This is a genomic window from Dyella japonica DSM 16301, assembly GCF_001010355.1.
Lineage (GTDB): Bacteria > Pseudomonadota > Gammaproteobacteria > Xanthomonadales > Rhodanobacteraceae > Dyella > Dyella japonica.
Genome location: NZ_JPLA01000013.1, coordinates 1 through 16,358 on the forward strand (window position 1 = coordinate 1; position 16,358 = coordinate 16,358).

Below are 16,358 nucleotides of genomic sequence, written 5' to 3' on the forward strand. Positions count from 1 at the left end.
ACCAACGTGAAGAGCGGTGCGCTGTCCGCTACCAGCACCGATGCGGTGAACGGCTCGCAGTTGTACGCGACCAACCAGCAGGTGACCCAGAACACCACCGACATTGCGGGTAACACGACCTCGATCAGCAACCTGCAGACCACGGTGAATAACATCAGCGGCGGTACCGTGGGCCTGGTGCAGCAGGCGGCGGCTGGTGCCGACCTCACGGTGGGCAAGGCCACCGACGGCGTGGCGGTCGACTTTGCCGACAAGAACGGCAACACCCGCACCCTGAAGAACGTGACGGCTGGCGTGGCCGCGACCGATGCGGTGAACATGTCGCAGCTCAACACCACCAACGCCAGCGTGACCCGCGTGGAAGGCAAGGCCGACCAGCAGGGCAGCACGACGGCGGCGGCGCTGGGCGGCGGTGCCAGCTACAGCAGCAGCACCGGTGCCATCACGGCGCCGAGCTACACGATGCACAACGCTGACGGCACCGTCACCACGGCGAACGACGTGGGCACTGCGGTAAGCAACATTGATGGCCGTGTCGTGCAGAACACCTCCGACATCAACACCATCAACACCCAGATCAACAGCGGCACGATCGGTCTGGTGCAGCAGGCGGCTGCCGGTGCCAACCTTACGGTGGGCAAGGGCACCGACGGTGCGGCGGTCGATTTCCAGGGCACCACGGGCGCTCGCAAGCTGCTCAACGTGGCCGACGGCACGGTCGCTGCTGGCAGCAAGGATGCCGTCAACGGCGGTCAGCTGTACGGCGCGAGCCAGTCGGTGGCCAATGCCATCGGCGGCGGCTCGACGGTGAACAGCGACGGTTCCATCTCGGCACCGAGCTACGTCGTGCACCAGGCGGACGGCACCATCACCACGGTCAACAATGTGGGCAGTGCGGTGACCAATCTCGACGGCCGCGTGTCGCAGAACACCACCGACATCACCAACATCAACAGCACCATCACCGGCATGAACGGTCAGCTCGCTGACGCGGTGAAGTACGACTCCGCGGCCCACGACAAGGTGACACTGGGCAATGCCGGCACACCGGTGCAGGTGACCAATGTGAAGGACGGTGCGTTGTCGGCGACCAGCAGCGATGCGGTGAACGGCTCGCAGCTGTATGCGACCAACCAGCAGGTGGCGCAGAACACCGGTGATATCGCCAACATCAACAGCACCATCAACAACATGAACACCGGTGGCCTGAAGTACGTGCAGGTCAATTCGACGGCGGCGGGCGCCAGCGCTGCGGGCACAGATAGCGTGGCCGTGGGCGGCAACAGCAAGGCTTCCGCAGCCAATGCGGTGGCGATCGGCAACGGCGCGCAGGCCAGCCAGGCCAACAGCGTGGCGCTGGGTGCCGGTTCGGTGGCTGATCGTGCGAACAGTGTATCGGTGGGTTCGGCAGGGCAGGAACGCCAGATCACCAACGTGGCGGCCGGCAACCTGTCCGCCACCAGCACGGATGCGGTGAACGGCAGTCAGCTCAACGCCACCAACCAGGCCGTCAACAACCTCGATGGCCGCGTGACCAACGTGGAAAACACGGTGAACAACATGGCTGGCGCCGTGAGCAATGTCACCAACATCACCAACGGTCAGAGCGGCATGTTCCAGGTCAGCAAGGACAGCAACGGCACGCAGCCGGTGGCTTCGGGCAGCAAGTCGACGGCTGGCGGCAACGGCACCGTGGCGTCCGGCAACAACAGCACGGCCTTGGGCAATGCTGCAGTGGCGTCGGCTGACAACAGCGTGGCCCTGGGCGCCAATTCGGTCGCCGACCGCAGCAACAGCGTGTCGGTGGGCTCGGCCGGCCATGAGCGTCAGCTCACCAACGTGGCGGCCGGTACGGCCAACACGGACGCCGTGAACGTAGGCCAGCTCAAGGCCGCAGGTGTGATGAATGCCGATGGCTCGACCAATACGGCGGTGACCTATGACACCAACGCCGATGGCAGCACCAGCGTGACCTTGAATGGTGGCGGCAATGCGGCGGTGATCCACAACGTGGCCCCGGGTACGTCGGCATCGGACGCGGCCACGGTGGGCCAGGTGCAGCAGGTGGCCGACTGGTCCAAGAGCTACACCGACCAGCAGGTTCGCAACATGGGCCGGCAGGCGAACAGCGGCGTGGCCTCGGCGATGGCGATGTCCGCCATCCCGCAGGCGGTGGTGAATGGTGGTCACTCCATCGGTGCCGGCGTGGGCAGCTTCCGTGGCCAGTCCAGCGTGGCGGTCAGCATGTCGGCCATGAGCGCCACGGGCAAATTTGCCGTGAAGCTCAACGTCAGCGCCACCTCCCAGGGCGACGCCGGCGTGGGTGTGGGCGCCAGCTACAACTGGTAAGGCTGGGTTTTAGCTGCACAAGAGGACGGCGCCGTAGCAATACGGCGCCGTTTTTGTTGGTGTCGAAGAAAGGGCAAACAAAAAGGCCGCGTCATGGCGCGGCCTTCGTGGTGCCATACCTTGTAGGAGCGCACTTGTNNCAAGTGCGCTCCTACAGAGGAGCGATTATTTCATGCGGTAGGTGATGCGACCCTTGGTCAGGTCGTAGGGGGTCATTTCGACCTTCACCTTGTCGCCGGTAAGAATGCGGATGTAATGCTTGCGCATGCGGCCGGAAATATGGGCCGTGATGACGTGGCCGTTTTCCAGCTGCACGCGGAACATGGTGTTGGGCAGGGTCTCCTGGACCGTACCTTCCATTTCGATGACGTCGTCTTTGGCCATGCGTTCCGTGGGGGCAGGGCAGCCGTCGTGGCTGCTTAATCCGTCGATTATGCCACGGAAGTTCCAATGGTTAAAGAATCATCAGCCAAAATGCTCATCCAGCTTGCGACGGATCTCCTGTTCCACCATGCCCTTGAGGGGCGCCAGCATCATGCCCAGCTCGGCCGTGACCTGGATGGCGTCGGTGCCCACGGCAATGCTGCCGTTCACGCCCGGACGGGAAAAACGCAGGATGTCGCCCTGCCACTGGCCCTCCATGCCGAATTTTTCGTGCATGCGGGCTGCCACCTTGTCGACCACCGCGCGGGCCTCGGTCACGGAGAGCTGATGGGGGCGGCGGATGTCGATCTTGGGCATGGGCGTTCCTCGGAGGCAAAGACACATGGTAAGCCAGACCACCCGGAACTGCCGTCAGCAGCGCGATGGGCGCTGCCAGCGAGGCTCGTGCACGAGTTCAGAGCATCCTTAACCACGTAGGCATCTGCTAGAGTCCCGCCCGTCCATCGACTGGTTCACAGATGCGCATCGAGTTTCCCAATTCGCCCCGCGAGGATTTCCACTGGGACGGGCCGGCGCTGCGCATCGGCAGTGCGCCGGACAATGACCTGATCCTGGCCGCGCATCAGGCCGGCACCTATCACCTGCGCATCCAGCTGGATCGCCGCGGCTGGGTGCTGCAGGTCCTGCCCCAGGGCAACCGCATCTACGTGAATGCGCGCCCGGTGCGTGAAAAGGCCTTGCTGCGCGCCGGCGACATCCTGAGCGTCGGCGATTGCCGCATGCTGCTGCGTGCGGAGGAAGAGCCCGCCCACAATCTGCCCGTGACCGTGCCGGCCGAAGGGCGTTGCACGGTGGCGTTGCGTGCGGTGGCGGGGCCGTTGTCCGGTCGGGTGCTGACCCTGCAGGACAAGCTGGACTTGGGCCCGCATGGGCGCGTTCCGTTGGAGCTCCCGCAGGGCGAGACGGCTTCGCTGGTGGTGTTCTGGCGCGACGGCCAGCTGATGCTCGAGGCCGGGCAGCAGTCCGAGCGCTATCCCCTGCGCGTCAACGGCGTGCCGGTGACCCAGGCCGCGCTCCGGCCCGGCGACCAGGTGGGCCTGGGCATGCACCGCTTCGTGGTCGATGCGCCGGGGCTGGAGCCGGAGCCGGAGATCATCCAGCCGGAGCCGGAGCGTCCGCACCTGCCCGAAGAAGATGCCGGCCCGCGCGGCGAAGTCTGGTGGCTGATCGCTACCGCCGCGGTGCTCGCCCTGGGCATTGCGGTGGCCTTGCTGGTGCGTTTCTGAGGCAGTTCCGAGACATGGTCAACCTTGGTTGACTCGCGGTTGCTGCGACGCGGCATAATGCGGCGATGTTCCTTCAAAGGCGTCGTCAGTGAGCAGACTCTGGAATTTCAGCGCTGGCCCGGCTGCATTGCCGCAACCGGTGCTCGAGCGCGCCCAGCGCGAATTGCTGGATTGGCAGGGCTGCGGCGCCTCGGTGATGGAGCTGTCTCATCGCGGCAAGGCCTTCATGGGCCTGGCCAAGCAGGCTGAGAACGACCTGCGCGAGCTGCTGGCTGTACCCGAGAATTACGCCGTGTTGTTCCTGCAGGGCGGCGCCACCCAGCATTTCGCGCAAATCCCGATGAATCTGGCCGGTGACGGCGATAGCGCCGACTACATCGTGACCGGCCATTGGGGCGAAAAGGCCGCCAGCGAGGCCGCTCCGTACGTCAAAGTGAACGCGGCTGCCAGCAGCAAGGACGAGCACTACATGCGCCTGCCGCCACGCGAGACGTGGCAGCTCGACGAGCGTGCCGCCTACGTGCACTACACGCCGAACGAAACCATTCATGGCGTGGAATTCCACGATATTCCGCAGGTGGGCGACGTGCCGCTGGTGGCGGACATGTCGTCGGACATCCTCTCCGGGCCCATCGATGTCAGCAGATTCGGGCTGATCTACGCCGGCGCGCAGAAGAACATCGGCCCCTCGGGCCTGGTCGTGATGATCGTGCGCCGCGACCTGCTGGAGCGCGCCACGCGGCCGATGGCGAAGATCTTCCGTTATGCCGAGCACGCCGCCAACGATTCCATGCTCAACACGCCCAATACTTGGGGCTGGTACCTGGCGGGCCTCACCTTCCAGTGGCTGAAGGAGCAGGGCGGCCTGGCCACCATCGGCGAGCGCAACACGGCCAAGGCTGCGCTCCTGTATGGCGCCATCGACGACTCCAACGGTTTTTATCGCAATCCGGTGGCGCTGGACTCGCGCTCGCGCATGAATGTGCCGTTCACCTTGCACGACAGCGCGCTGGATGCGGATTTCCTCAAGGAGTCCGAAGCAGCCGGCCTGCTCGCGCTCAAGGGACACAAGGCGGTGGGCGGCATGCGCGCCTCGCTCTACAACGCGGTTCCGCTTGAGGCCGTGCAGGCGCTGGTGGGCTTCATGCGCGATTTCGCGCATCGTCACGGATGAAACCGTTGCACGCCTGGTCGTACATCAAGGACTATCCCCGATTCCCATTTGGACTTCCGTAGCTTGCGCAGCCCACGACATGACCGATAAGAAATCCTCGCTTTCCGATGTGCGCGAGCGCATCGACAGCATCGATCAGCAGATCCAGCAGCTGATCTCCGAGCGCGCCGGCTGGGCGCAGGAAGTGGCCCGCGTGAAGGGCGAGGGGCTTTCGGCGATCGACTATTACCGCCCGGAACGCGAAGCCCACGTGCTGCGCATGGTGGTGGACCGCAACGATGGTCCGCTGACCGACGTGGAGATGGTGCGGCTGTTCCGCGAAATCATGTCCTCGTGCCTGGCCCAGGAGGATCCGCTCAAGGTCGGTTTTCTCGGCCCCGAGGGCACCTTCAGCGAACAGGCCGTGCGCAAGCATTTCGGCCACGCCGCGTACGGCCTGCCGCTGGGCAGCATCGAGGAAGTGTTCCAGGAAGTGGCGGCGGGCCACGCCGATTTCGGCGTCGTGCCGGTGGAGAATTCCGGCCAGGGCATGATCCAGGTCACGCTGGACATGTTCCTCACTTCCGAAGCCACCATCTGCGGCGAAGTGGAGCTGCGCGTGCATCAGTGCCTGCATTCGATGCAGGGCAAGCTGGAAGGCATCAAGCGCGTTTACGCGCACGCGCAGTCGCTGCAGCAGTGCAAGACCTGGCTGCGCATCAATCTGCCCGGCGTCGAATGCGTGGCGGTGAGCAGCAATGCCGAGGCGGCGCGCATGGCGCGTCACGCCGATGACGTTGCTGCGATTGCCGGTGAAACCGCTGGCCGCGTGTATGGACTGAAGACGGTGGCTCAAGGCATCGAGGATCGCGCGGACAACACTACGCGCTTCCTGGTCATCGGCCGCTCGCTGTTCCCGCCGTCCGGCAACGATCGCACCTCGCTGCTGATCACTGTGAACGACAAGCCGGGCGCGCTGTATCACGTGCTCAAGCCGTTTGCCGAACACGACATCAGCCTCAATCGCATCGAATCGCGTCCGGCGCATTCGGGCAAGTGGCAGTACGCCTTCTTCATCGATGTCTCCGGTCACATCAACGACGAGCCCATGCAGGCCGCGATGAAGGAAATGGGCGAAGCCGCCGCGCAGGTGCGCGTGCTCGGCTCCTACCCGGTGGCGCTGCCCTGATAGAACTTAGGCCGCCACTGGGCAGCCGCTGGAGAATGTTTCGTGACCCGACTCGACTGGACCAGTCACCCCGCGCGCGCGCTCAAGGGCAGCGTGCGCGTGCCTGGCGATAAATCCGTTTCACACCGAGCGCTCATGCTCGGTGCGCTGGCGGAAGGCGCTTCTCATATCCGTGGTTTCCTCGAAGGCGAAGACACGCGCGCCACGGCCGCGGTGCTGCAGCAGCTGGGCGTGCGCATCGAAACACCGGCCGATGGCGAACGCCTGGTGCATGGCGTTGGACTGCACGGTTTGAAAGGAACCACGCAGTTGCTCGATTGCGGCAATGCCGGCACCGGCATGCGTCTGTTGGCAGGATTGTTGGCAGGACAGGCTTTCGATAGCACGTTGATCGGCGACGAATCGCTGTCCAAACGTCCGATGCGCCGCGTGACCGATCCGCTGGCCCGCATGGGTGCGAAGATCGATACGCAGGACGGCCTTCCGCCGCTGCAGGTGCGCGGCGGGCAGACGCTGCAGGGCATCGCCTATACCTTGCCCGTGGCGAGCGCCCAGGTGAAGTCGGCGCTGTTGCTAGCTGGCTTGTATGCGCAAGGCGACACCGAAGTCATCGAGCCGCATCCCACGCGCGACTACACCGAGCGCATGCTGGCGGCGTTTGGCTGGCCCATCGATTTCGCGCCGGGACGTGCGCGATTGAGTGGCGGACACACCTTGCGCGCCACGGCAGTGGACGTGCCGGCGGACTTCTCGTCGGCAGCGTTCTTCCTCGTCGCCGGCAGCATCGTGCCGGGTGCCGAGCTGCGCCTGCCGGCGGTGGGCCTCAATCCACGCCGCACCGGCCTGCTGCAGGCGCTGCGCCTGATGGGGGCGGATATCCGCGTCGAAAACGAACGCGAGAGCGGCGGCGAGCCGGTCGGCGATCTGCTGGTGCGCCATGCGCCGCTGCACGGCATCGAACTGCCCGAGGCGCTGGTGCCGGACATGATCGACGAATTCCCCGCGCTGTTCGTCGCGGCCACGGCGGCCACGGGCAACACCGTGGTGCGCGGTGCGGCCGAACTGCGCGTGAAGGAATCGGATCGCCTGGCAGCGATGGCTACGGGACTGCGGGCGCTCGGTGCCGTCATCGATGAAACGCCTGACGGCGCCACCATCCACGGCGGTCCCCTGCATGGCGGCACGATCGAGAGCCATGGTGATCATCGTATTGCGATGAGTTTTGCGGTGGCGGGGTTGATCGCCGATGGCGAGGTGCGCATCAACGATTGCGCGAACGTCGCCACATCGTTCCCTGGCTTCCTTGAGCTTGCCAACGGCTGCGGTTTCCTCCTCGAGGAGTGACCATGTGGGAGCGCACCCTGTGCGCGACTGGGGCACCCTCAGTCGCGCACAGGGTGCGCTCCCACAATAGACACTCTGAACCCTTGTAGGAGCGCACTTGTGCGCGACCGGCGCCTGCCGATGTGCCGCGGTCGCGCACCAGTGCGCTCCTACAGGCGTAGGCGAACCTGAGGTCCTCACGTTACCCTTGGCCGTCCGCTTCGAGATCGCCATGCCCACTGCCACCCCATCCTTCATCGTCGCCATTCCCGCCCGCTACGGCTCCACGCGCTTGCCGGCCAAGCCTCTGCGCGAGATTGCCGGCGTGCCGATGGTCGTGCGGGTGGCGCAGCGCGCGCTTGAGGCTGGCGCCACGCAGGTGGTGGTGGCGGTGGACGACCAACGCATTGCCGATGCCTTGCAGGGACATGGTGTGGACGTATGCATGACCCGCAGCGACCACGCCTCGGGCAGCGATCGCCTGGCCGAATGCGCCGAGTTCTACGCGTGGCCCGACGACGCCATCGTGGTGAATCTGCAGGGTGATGAGCCGTTCGCGCCGGCGGCGGGTATCCGCGAAGTGGCGCGCGCGCTGGCCGAGGACGATGCGCCGATGGCCACGCTGGCCACGCCGATTACCGACGCACACGAACTGTTCGATCCCAACGTCGTCAAGCTGGTGCGTTCGGCCAGCGGACGGGCGCTGTACTTCAGCCGTGCGCCGCTGCCGTGGGCGCGCGACGCGTTTGCGGTCGATCGCGACGTGTTGCCGGCAAACGTGCCGTTCCTGCGCCATATCGGCATCTACGCGTATCGCGCGGGCTTCCTCAAGCGTTACACCACGCTTGAGCGCACGCTGCTGGAACAGGCCGAATCGCTGGAGCAGCTGCGCGTGCTCGAGCACGGCTTTGCGATCGCCGCGCGGCTGACGCCCGAGCCGTTTCCGCCGGGCATCGATACCGAGGCCGACCTTGAGCGTGCGGAGCGCTGGCTGGCCCAGCGCTGAGCCGTCAGCGCCGGCGACGTATCAGCATCACGAACAGGCCGCCCAGGACCAGACCCACCCCCAGCCCGATGCCGGCGCCCCACAGGGCGCCGTTGTCGCCGGCAACGGCGCGGCCGATCAGAAAGCCGAGCACGAACAGGATGGGGAGTGGCAGGCAGCCCACGAGCGCTACTCCGAGCCGTCTTGCCGACGGGCGACCGTCGACAGGGAACGGCTCCGATTACTTGTTGAAGCTGATCGGCACCTGCACATAGCCATCGGCAGGCGCGCCGTTCTTGACGGCCGACTTGTACGACCAGCCCTTCGCCGTGCGAATGGCCTCGTCGTCCAGGGCCTTGGAGCCTGACGACATCATCACGTGGAAGGACTTGGCCTTGTTGTCGGGGCCGACCTGCACCATCACTACCACCGTGCCGGTGCCGGCGTTGTTCTTCATGGCGGCGGAAAAACGCGGGGCGGGCTGGGGGCGATCCTCGTCGATGCTCGCCGGATGATCGCCCGCGGTGTTGCCGCTGGCCCCCGCCGTGGACGAGGCGGCTGCCGGAGCCGGCGCGTCTTGCCCGGCGCTTCCCGCGATGGCCGCCTGGCACAGCAGCATGGCGGCGGCCGCTATCGTAAAGAGCTTGCGATTCACTTTCTTCCTCCCTGTGGACCGCGCAAGCATAGGCAGACTTCGCGTTACACAACAATCGTGACTTTGGTCACTACCGCAGGACTTGATTGCGGCCCTCTCCGCAGCCATTTCGGGTTTTCATGCGATCCCTGCGCCAGGGCGTCGCGACGAGGACGTGATTACTGATGAAAACCGCGGCGGTCCCGTCCATTTTGTTTGTCTGCTTGGGCAATATCTGCCGTTCGCCGCTGGTGGAAGCGGTGGCGCGCCAGCGCGCGGCGCAGGCCGGCCTGTCGCTTTCGCTGGCCTCCTGCGGCACCGGCCATTGGCATATCGGCAAGGGCGCCGATCCGCGCATGCTGCAGGCGGCCGCAGAGGCGGGCTATGACTTGTCGCCGCATCGCGCGCGACAGGTGCGGGCGGACGATTTCCAGGCGTTCGACTGGGTGCTGGCGATGGACCGGGACAACCTGGAGACGCTCGAGGGGCTGCGGCGGTCGGGTGGCACGGCGCCTGCCTTGTTCCTGCCGTGGGCAGGCGTGGCCGCGCCGGAGGAGTTTCCCGATCCGTACTTTGGCGATACGGAAGGTTTTCGCCATGCCGTGGCGCTGGCGGAGCAGGGCGTGGATGGCCTGATCGCCCGCCTGCGGCAGCGGTGAACGGATAGAATCACACGATGCAGTCCACACCGCCGCCGCAAGCCTTCGACGGCAAGGCTTTCGTCAAAAATCTCAGCACGTCGCCCGGCGTCTATCGTTATTTCGACGAGGACGGCGAGCTGCTGTACGTGGGCAAGGCCGGCAACCTCAAGAAGCGCGTCGGCAGCTATTTCCTCAAGCCGCGCATGGAGCCGCGCATCGCGGCGATGGTCGCGCAGATCGCGCGGACCGAGATCACCATCACGCGCACCGAAGGCGAGGCGCTGCTGCTCGAATCGCAGCTGATCAAGTCGCTCAAGCCGCGCTACAACATCCTGCTGCGCGACGACAAAAGCTACCCGTACATCTATCTGTCCGGCGGCGAGGACTATCCGCGGCTGGCCTTTCATCGTGGTGCGCGCAACCTGCCGGGGCGCTACTTCGGGCCGTACCCGAGCACCTTCGCCGTGCGCGAAAGCCTCAACCTGATGCAGAAGCTGTTCAAGGTGCGCCAGTGCGAGGACAGCTATTTCAAGAACCGCTCGCGGCCCTGCCTGCAGCACCAGATCGGTCGTTGCACCGCGCCGTGCGTGCAGCTGGTCACGGTCGAGGATTATCGCAACGACGTCCGTCACGCGGAAATGTTCCTCGAAGGCCGCAGCAGTGCGGTCATCGACGAGCTGGCCGGCCAGATGGAGCAGGCCAGCAAGGCGCTGGAATTTGAGCGCGCGGCCTCGTTCCGCGACCAGGTCGGGGCCCTGCGCAAGCTGCAGGCAGAGCACCATGTGCAGGGCGCGAGCGCGGACATGGACGTGCTTGCCTGCCGCATCGAGGCGGGCATGGCCTGCGTCAGCGTGCTGTTCTTCCGCAACGGCATCAGTCTGGGTACGCGCGATTTCTTCCCGCGCCTGCCGCTGGATGCCGAACCGTCTGACGTGCTGGAACAGTTCATCGCGCAGTACTACCTGGACCGCCCGGTGCCGCGCGAGCTGATCCTGGGTGAAACCTTGCCCACCCAGCAGATCCTCGGCGAGATGCTGGCGCAGCAGTCGGGCCACGCGGTCGAGCTCAAATCCAGCGTGCGCGGGGAACGCGCGCGTTTCCTGCAGATGGCCGAGCGCAACGCGCAGGCATCGCTGACGGCCCGGCTGGCCAGCCGGCAGACCCTGGGCGCGCGTTTCGACGATCTGCAGAAGCTGCTCGAGCTGGACGAGCCGCCGCGGCGCATCGAGTGTTTCGACATCAGCCACACGCAGGGCGAGCTCACCGTGGCGTCTTGCGTGGTGTTTGGCCCGGAAGGTCCGGAGAAATCGCACTACCGCCGCTTCAATATCACCGGCATCACCGGCGGCGACGACTACGCGGCCATGCATCAGGCGCTGGTGCGCCGCTTCCGCAAACTGGCCGAAGGCGAGGGCGCGCGACCCGACGTGCTGCTGATCGACGGCGGCAGCGGGCAGGTGGCGCAGGCCTTGGCTGTGCTGCGTGAGCTAGGCGTGACCGGCATCCATGTGGTGGGCGTGGCCAAGGGCCCGGGCCGGCGCGCCGGCGAGGAAACGCTGGTGCTGGCCGATTCGGGCCGCAACCTGCATCCGGGTCCGTCATCGCCGGCGCTGCACCTGGTGGCGGCCGTGCGCGACGAGGCGCATCGATTTGCCATCACGGGTCATCGCAAGCGGCGCGAGAAAGCGCGCGAGCGCAGCGTGCTTGAGGATGTCGCCGGGGTCGGTGCGCGCCGCCGCTCGGCCCTGCTCAAGGCGTTTGGCGGTCTCGCCGGCGTGGAGGCGGCCGGCGTGGAGGAACTCACCCGCGTGAAAGGCATTGATCGCGGACTGGCCGAACGCATTTATGCTGCACTCCATGGCTGATCCGTGCGAGTCGATGCAGACGGTCATGCCGGCGTACGCCACAATCGTGCATGATCGAAGGCGCGCATGGTCGATGATGTCGTTGATCCACAAGCTGCCCTGCTGACTGCTGCAAACCGGAAAGGATTTATGCACATCAACCTGCCCACCTGGCTGACCCTGTTTCGCGTCCTGCTGTTGCCGGTGATGGTGGTGGTGTTCTATTGGCAGTTCCCGGGGCACAACATCACCGCGGCCATCGTGTTCGCGCTGGCGGCCATCACCGATTGGCTGGACGGCTATCTCGCCCGGCGCATGAATCTCACCTCGGCCTTTGGCGCCTTCCTCGACCCGGTGGCCGACAAGCTGATGGTGGCGGTGACGCTGTTCCTGCTGGTGGAAACCCACCGCGGCGGCTGGCCGGGCATCCTGATGGCGATCACGGCGGCGATTATCGTGGGGCGCGAGATCAGCGTCTCCGCCTTGCGCGAATGGATGGCCGAGATCGGCATGCGCGCCACCATCAAGGTGGCTTTCATCGGCAAGCTCAAGACCGCCATGCAGATGGTGGCGCTGATCGTGCTGATCGTTCAGCACGAGAAAGACGCCGAGGCCTTGCGCCTGTATCACATCGGCGAGGGGCTGCTGGTGATCGCCGGCATCCTCACCATCTGGTCGGGCCTGTACTACCTGCGCGCCGCCTGGCCCAGCCTGAAGGGCGACGGCTCGGGCCATCCGCTGCCCCGTAACGAAGACTGACTTTCTGTGTGACAGGTGCTTGACGGCTGCGGATTAGCCATTACAATGCGCGACTCCGATGCGGGAATAGCTCAGTTGGTAGAGCACGACCTTGCCAAGGTCGGGGTCGCGAGTTCGAGTCTCGTTTCCCGCTCCAGATTCAGTGAATGGAAGCATCGCCATTCACAAAAAAAACGGCCCTGGTGGCCGTTTTTTTATGCCCGCGATCCGGACCCTGAACCTGCCGTGGCGGCGCGGGCCTGGGCCGCGCGCCGCCATGCGTCGCGCCGTCAATGGGTCTCTTTGCGATGTTCGATCGCCTGCCGGCGGTAGAGCGGGTAGCAGATGGCCAGGCAAACGAACCAGATCGGCGTATAGATCAGGCCCTGCAGCGTGTCCTGCTTCTGCGCAAACACCCACAGCACGAAGGCGAAGAAGGCGAGCACGATCCAGCACATCGCCACGCCGCCGGGCATCTTGAAGATCGACGTCGTGTGGCGTTCCGGATGCAGTTTCCGGTAGCGCATGTAGGCGATCATGATCAGCGACCACACGAAGATGAAGCAGATGCTCGAAATCGTGGTGACGATGGTGAAGACCTTCATGACGTCGCCTTCCTGGTAGAGCAGGAACACGCCGATGAAAAGCAGGAAACACGAATACGCCAGACCGTTCGCCGGCACGTTGTTGTTGCTCAGCTTGGCAAATGGCTTGGGGCCGAGCCGGCCTGCCGACAGACCGTAGAGCATGCGTCCCGTCGAATAGATGCCGCTGTTGGCCGAGGACGTCGCCGAGGTGAGTACCACGAAGTTGATCAGGCTGGCGGCGATCGGGATGCCGATCAGCATGAACAGGTTCACGAACGGGCTGCGATCGGGCGCCACTTCGTTCCATGGCGTGACCGTCATGATCACCAGCAAGGCGAGCACATAGAAGATGATCACGCGGATGGGAATGGAGTTGATCGCCTTGGGCAGGGTCTTTTCCGGATCGCGCGCTTCGGCCGATGCGGTACCCACCAGTTCGATGCCGACGAAGGCGAACACGGCGATCTGGAACGCTGCCATGAATCCTGAACCGCCGTGCGGGAACCAGCCGCCATTCGCCCACAGATTGGATACGGCCGCCTTGGCACCGGTGGGCGAGGTGAAGCCGATCGCGATCAGCACGATGCCGACGGCGATGAGCGCGACGATGGCGATGATCTTCACCAGCGCGAACCAGAACTCCATTTCACCGAACAGCTTCACGGTCAGCAGATTCAGGCCCAGCAGCAGGAGAATGCAGGCCGATCCGGGCAGCCACAACGGCACGTGCGGCGCCCAGAACTGGATATAGCCGGTGATGGCGGCGATGTCCGCGATGCCGGTGACCACCCAGCAGAACCAGTAGGTCCAGCCGGTGAAAAAGCCCGCCCAGGGGCCGAGCAAGTCGTAGTTGAAGTCGACGAACGACTTGTAGTTCAGGTTGGACAGCAGCAGCTCGCCCATCGCCCGCATCATGAAGAACAGGACGCTGCCGATGATCGCGTAGGCGAAGATCACCGATGGGCCCGCGAGGCTGATCGTTTTGCCCGAACCCATGAACAGGCCGGTACCGATGGCGCCGCCGATGGCGATCAGCTGCAGGTGACGGTTGCGCAGATTTCGCTGCAGGTGATGTTCGGGTTGGCCGCTCGCAACGGTCGGTTCGTGGTTCTGCATAGGCGGCACGATCCTTTCGATGGTCGAAAGCGTCCATCCTAAAGGATACGCACCTGGTCGTGCTGCCTACCTAGATGGCGTCGTGGAATATGACACCCAGCGTGTGACGCTGGCCGCTGCGCACGCGGCTCACGCCGTGACGCATGGTGACTCGATATGAACCGCGAGTGCCGGCGACGGGACGCTGGTTGACCGCAAAGATCACCGCGTCGCCCTGGCGCAGCGGTACCACCTCGACGCGAGACTGCATGCGGGGACGCTGTTCGGTGAGCACGAACTCGCCGCCAGCGAAGTCGCGCCCGGGTTCCGACAGCAGGATCGCCACCTGCAGCGGAAACACGTGTTCGCCGTAAAGATCCTGATGCAGGCAGTTGTAGTCGCCGGGGCCGTACTTGAGCAGCAGCGGCGTGGGCCGCGTCTGGCCGGCGTCGTGGCAACGGGCCAGGAAGGCCTCGTGCGTGGCCGGATACTGCACGTCGATGCCCATGCGGGCGTTCCATTGGTTGGCCAGCGGCGCCAGCTGCGGATAGAGCGCGACACGCAACTGCTGCACGGGATCGGGCAGGGGATAGCGAAAGTACTTGTATTCGCCCCGTCCGAAATTATGGCGAGCCATCACCACGCGGCTGCGATAGCGCGACTCGTCGGTGTAGTGGGCGGCGATGTCGCGGCAGGATTCGGCGTCGAGCAAGCCTTGAATCACTGTGCTGCCGCGTTCAACGAGATCCGCCAGCAGGGTCGGCCAATCGATGGCCTCGATGCGCGAGACAAGTGGCTGGTTGGGCGAGTTGGCGAGTTGTGCGTGCATGGTGGCAAGTCAGTTGGCGTAACCTCAAAACTAGCCGCCGCCGACCGCTGCCACACTCCGTTTCTTGCGCATCACCAGATCAGGTCGTCGGGCACCTTGAACTGGCTGTAGAACTCATCGTCCTCACTGGCCGGCCTGGTGTCCGCGGCCTGGCCGTGGTCCAGCACGATCACGCTGGCGTCGCGCTCGCGGATCTTGTCCGCCGCGGCGCGCGGCAAGAGTTCATAGCTGTCGCCAGCGCGGGCAATCACCAGCGTGCCCTTGGCCAGCTGGGTGCGCAGGGTTTCATTTACCAGCACGCTGTGGATCTTCTCGCCGTCGTTGAAGCGGTAGCTGATCTCGCCCTCGCGCTTCACTTTGTTGGCATCGATGATCTGGCGCACCTGGGCGGCGATCTCGCGGGCATGGGCCTGCGCATTGCGCTCGGCGGCCAGAGCGCGATCGCGTTCGGCGCGCTCGGCCTGCAGGCGCTGGGTATCGATCTTTTCGGCGGCCTCGGACGCGACAGGCTTGCCCTGGCGCTGCTTGGCCTGTTCGCGGGCAATCTGATCGACCTTGCCCTTCTTGGCGAGGCCGGCCTTGAGTAGCTGTTCCTGCAGGGGATTGCGCATGCGTGGAGCGTCCGGAAAACATAGCCCGGGGATTGTAGCGCGGCTCCGGCCCGACTCGATCCGGGGCCGGGGGAGACGCGTCGTGGCATGATGCGGGCGGGCAGGGTTCCTCACCTAAGGATGTGCCGTGATCCCCCATTTCACCGACCATTCGGCCAACGAACGCACCTATCTCGCCTGGGTGCGCACCGCCATCTCGGTGATGGCGTTCGGCTTCCTGCTGGAGCGCTTCGACATCTTCCTGCTGTTCACCTTGCGTGCCGCCACCAAGGTGACCGAGGGCCTGCATACGCAAGCGTCGCAATGGCTGGGCCTGGGGTTGCTGCTGGTGGGAGCCTTGATGATCGTGGGCGCCACGATTCGCTTCTATCGCAATCGCAAGGCGATCGAGGCAGCCGATACCTCGATGTATGGCGACTCGTGGACGGCCCGGGGTATGGCCGTGCTGTTGGTGCTGATGGCGATTTTTCTCACCATGTACGTGGCAAGGCAGATTGCGGCGCTGAGTTGAGCCGAATCCAGGCAACGACAATGTCATTCCTGCGGAAGCAGGAATCCAGCGTCTTTGGAGGCACCACAAGAAAAGAAGGCACTGGATTCCTGCTTTCGCAGGAATGACGGTGAGGGGGCGAGGCTATGGCAGTGGTGTGCCGTCTTGCAGCCACAAAAAAACGGCGCCGTATCGCTACGGCGCCGTTTCGCTTACTGCG

17 protein-coding genes and 1 tRNA gene are annotated in these 16,358 nt (G+C 64.9%); 11 read left to right on the top strand and 7 right to left on the bottom strand.

The window, feature by feature from the left end; genetic code table 11:
• Window positions 1–2,349 (top strand): YadA family autotransporter adhesin (locus Y882_RS04865; protein ID WP_046970773.1); only part of this gene is annotated, 2,349 nt, incomplete at its 5' end.
• A gap of 165 nt (window positions 2,350–2,514) precedes the next feature.
• On the opposite strand, the gene infA is transcribed toward Y882_RS04865, so the two are convergent.
• The gene (infA, locus tag Y882_RS04870; protein ID WP_019466733.1) at window positions 2,515–2,733 is read right to left on the bottom strand and encodes a translation initiation factor IF-1; all 219 of its coding nucleotides are present in this window, start codon (window positions 2,731–2,733) and stop codon (window positions 2,515–2,517) included.
• Between the two features lie 81 nt (window positions 2,734–2,814).
• Complete coding sequence (locus tag Y882_RS04875; RefSeq protein ID WP_046970774.1) at window positions 2,815–3,090, bottom strand: polyhydroxyalkanoic acid system family protein; 276 nt, start codon at window positions 3,088–3,090, stop codon at window positions 2,815–2,817.
• A 161-nt stretch (window positions 3,091–3,251) separates the two neighbouring features.
• Here Y882_RS04875 and Y882_RS04880 point away from each other — a divergent pair, with 161 nt between their 5' ends.
• The 5 genes from Y882_RS04880 to kdsB all read left to right on the top strand — a co-directional run bounded on the left by Y882_RS04880 (window position 3,252) and on the right by kdsB (window position 8,690).
• Complete coding sequence (locus Y882_RS04880) at window positions 3,252–4,019, top strand: FHA domain-containing protein (RefSeq protein ID WP_046970775.1); 768 nt, start codon at window positions 3,252–3,254, stop codon at window positions 4,017–4,019.
• Between the two features lie 88 nt (window positions 4,020–4,107).
• Entirely contained in the window at window positions 4,108–5,193 is a 1,086-nt protein-coding gene (gene serC / locus Y882_RS04885; protein ID WP_046970776.1) for a 3-phosphoserine/phosphohydroxythreonine transaminase, read from the top strand.
• Between the two features lie 79 nt (window positions 5,194–5,272).
• The gene (pheA, locus tag Y882_RS04890; RefSeq protein WP_046970777.1) at window positions 5,273–6,361 is read left to right on the top strand and encodes a prephenate dehydratase; all 1,089 of its coding nucleotides are present in this window, start codon (window positions 5,273–5,275) and stop codon (window positions 6,359–6,361) included.
• Between the two features lie 42 nt (window positions 6,362–6,403).
• Window positions 6,404–7,705, top strand: coding sequence for a 3-phosphoshikimate 1-carboxyvinyltransferase (gene aroA / locus Y882_RS04895; protein WP_046970778.1), 1,302 nt, complete (start codon window positions 6,404–6,406; stop codon window positions 7,703–7,705).
• Between the two features lie 211 nt (window positions 7,706–7,916).
• Window positions 7,917–8,690, top strand: coding sequence for a 3-deoxy-manno-octulosonate cytidylyltransferase (kdsB, locus tag Y882_RS04900; protein WP_046970949.1), 774 nt, complete (start codon window positions 7,917–7,919; stop codon window positions 8,688–8,690).
• 4 nt (window positions 8,691–8,694) lie between these two features.
• Here kdsB and Y882_RS19910 read toward each other — a convergent pair whose 3' ends face one another.
• The gene (locus Y882_RS19910; protein WP_156171322.1) at window positions 8,695–8,853 is read right to left on the bottom strand and encodes an LPXTG cell wall anchor domain-containing protein; all 159 of its coding nucleotides are present in this window, start codon (window positions 8,851–8,853) and stop codon (window positions 8,695–8,697) included.
• A 57-nt stretch (window positions 8,854–8,910) separates the two neighbouring features.
• Window positions 8,911–9,324, bottom strand: coding sequence for an energy transducer TonB (locus Y882_RS04905; protein ID WP_046970779.1), 414 nt, complete (start codon window positions 9,322–9,324; stop codon window positions 8,911–8,913).
• Window positions 9,325–9,488: 164 nt separating this feature from the next.
• On the opposite strand from Y882_RS04905, the gene Y882_RS04910 reads away from it, so the two are divergent.
• The 4 genes from Y882_RS04910 to Y882_RS04925 all read left to right on the top strand — a co-directional run bounded on the left by Y882_RS04910 (window position 9,489) and on the right by Y882_RS04925 (window position 12,683).
• Window positions 9,489–9,962, top strand: a complete 474-nt coding sequence (locus tag Y882_RS04910; RefSeq protein WP_046970780.1) for a low molecular weight protein-tyrosine-phosphatase — start codon at window positions 9,489–9,491, stop codon at window positions 9,960–9,962.
• Between the two features lie 17 nt (window positions 9,963–9,979).
• Window positions 9,980–11,809, top strand: a complete 1,830-nt coding sequence (uvrC, locus tag Y882_RS04915) for an excinuclease ABC subunit UvrC (protein WP_046970781.1) — start codon at window positions 9,980–9,982, stop codon at window positions 11,807–11,809.
• A 129-nt stretch (window positions 11,810–11,938) separates the two neighbouring features.
• Window positions 11,939–12,547, top strand: a complete 609-nt coding sequence (gene pgsA / locus Y882_RS04920; RefSeq protein WP_046970782.1) for a CDP-diacylglycerol--glycerol-3-phosphate 3-phosphatidyltransferase — start codon at window positions 11,939–11,941, stop codon at window positions 12,545–12,547.
• A 60-nt stretch (window positions 12,548–12,607) separates the two neighbouring features.
• Window positions 12,608–12,683, top strand: a tRNA-Gly gene (locus Y882_RS04925).
• A 133-nt stretch (window positions 12,684–12,816) separates the two neighbouring features.
• Here Y882_RS04925 and cycA read toward each other — a convergent pair.
• From cycA to Y882_RS04940, 3 genes are all read right to left on the bottom strand, one after another.
• Window positions 12,817–14,229: a D-serine/D-alanine/glycine transporter gene (gene cycA, locus Y882_RS04930; RefSeq protein ID WP_046970783.1), complete on the bottom strand. Its 1,413-nt coding sequence runs from the start codon at window positions 14,227–14,229 to the stop codon at window positions 12,817–12,819.
• Between the two features lie 70 nt (window positions 14,230–14,299).
• The gene (locus Y882_RS04935) at window positions 14,300–15,037 is read right to left on the bottom strand and encodes a 2OG-Fe(II) oxygenase (RefSeq protein WP_046970784.1); all 738 of its coding nucleotides are present in this window, start codon (window positions 15,035–15,037) and stop codon (window positions 14,300–14,302) included.
• A 71-nt stretch (window positions 15,038–15,108) separates the two neighbouring features.
• Entirely contained in the window at window positions 15,109–15,648 is a 540-nt protein-coding gene (locus Y882_RS04940; protein ID WP_046970785.1) for a DUF2058 domain-containing protein, read from the bottom strand.
• A 127-nt stretch (window positions 15,649–15,775) separates the two neighbouring features.
• On the opposite strand from Y882_RS04940, the gene Y882_RS04945 reads away from it, so the two are divergent.
• Window positions 15,776–16,159 carry a YidH family protein gene (locus Y882_RS04945; protein ID WP_046970786.1) on the top strand — a complete coding sequence of 128 codons (384 nt, stop codon included), beginning with the start codon at window positions 15,776–15,778 and terminating at the stop codon, window positions 16,157–16,159.
• Window positions 16,160–16,358 lie beyond the last annotated feature (199 nt).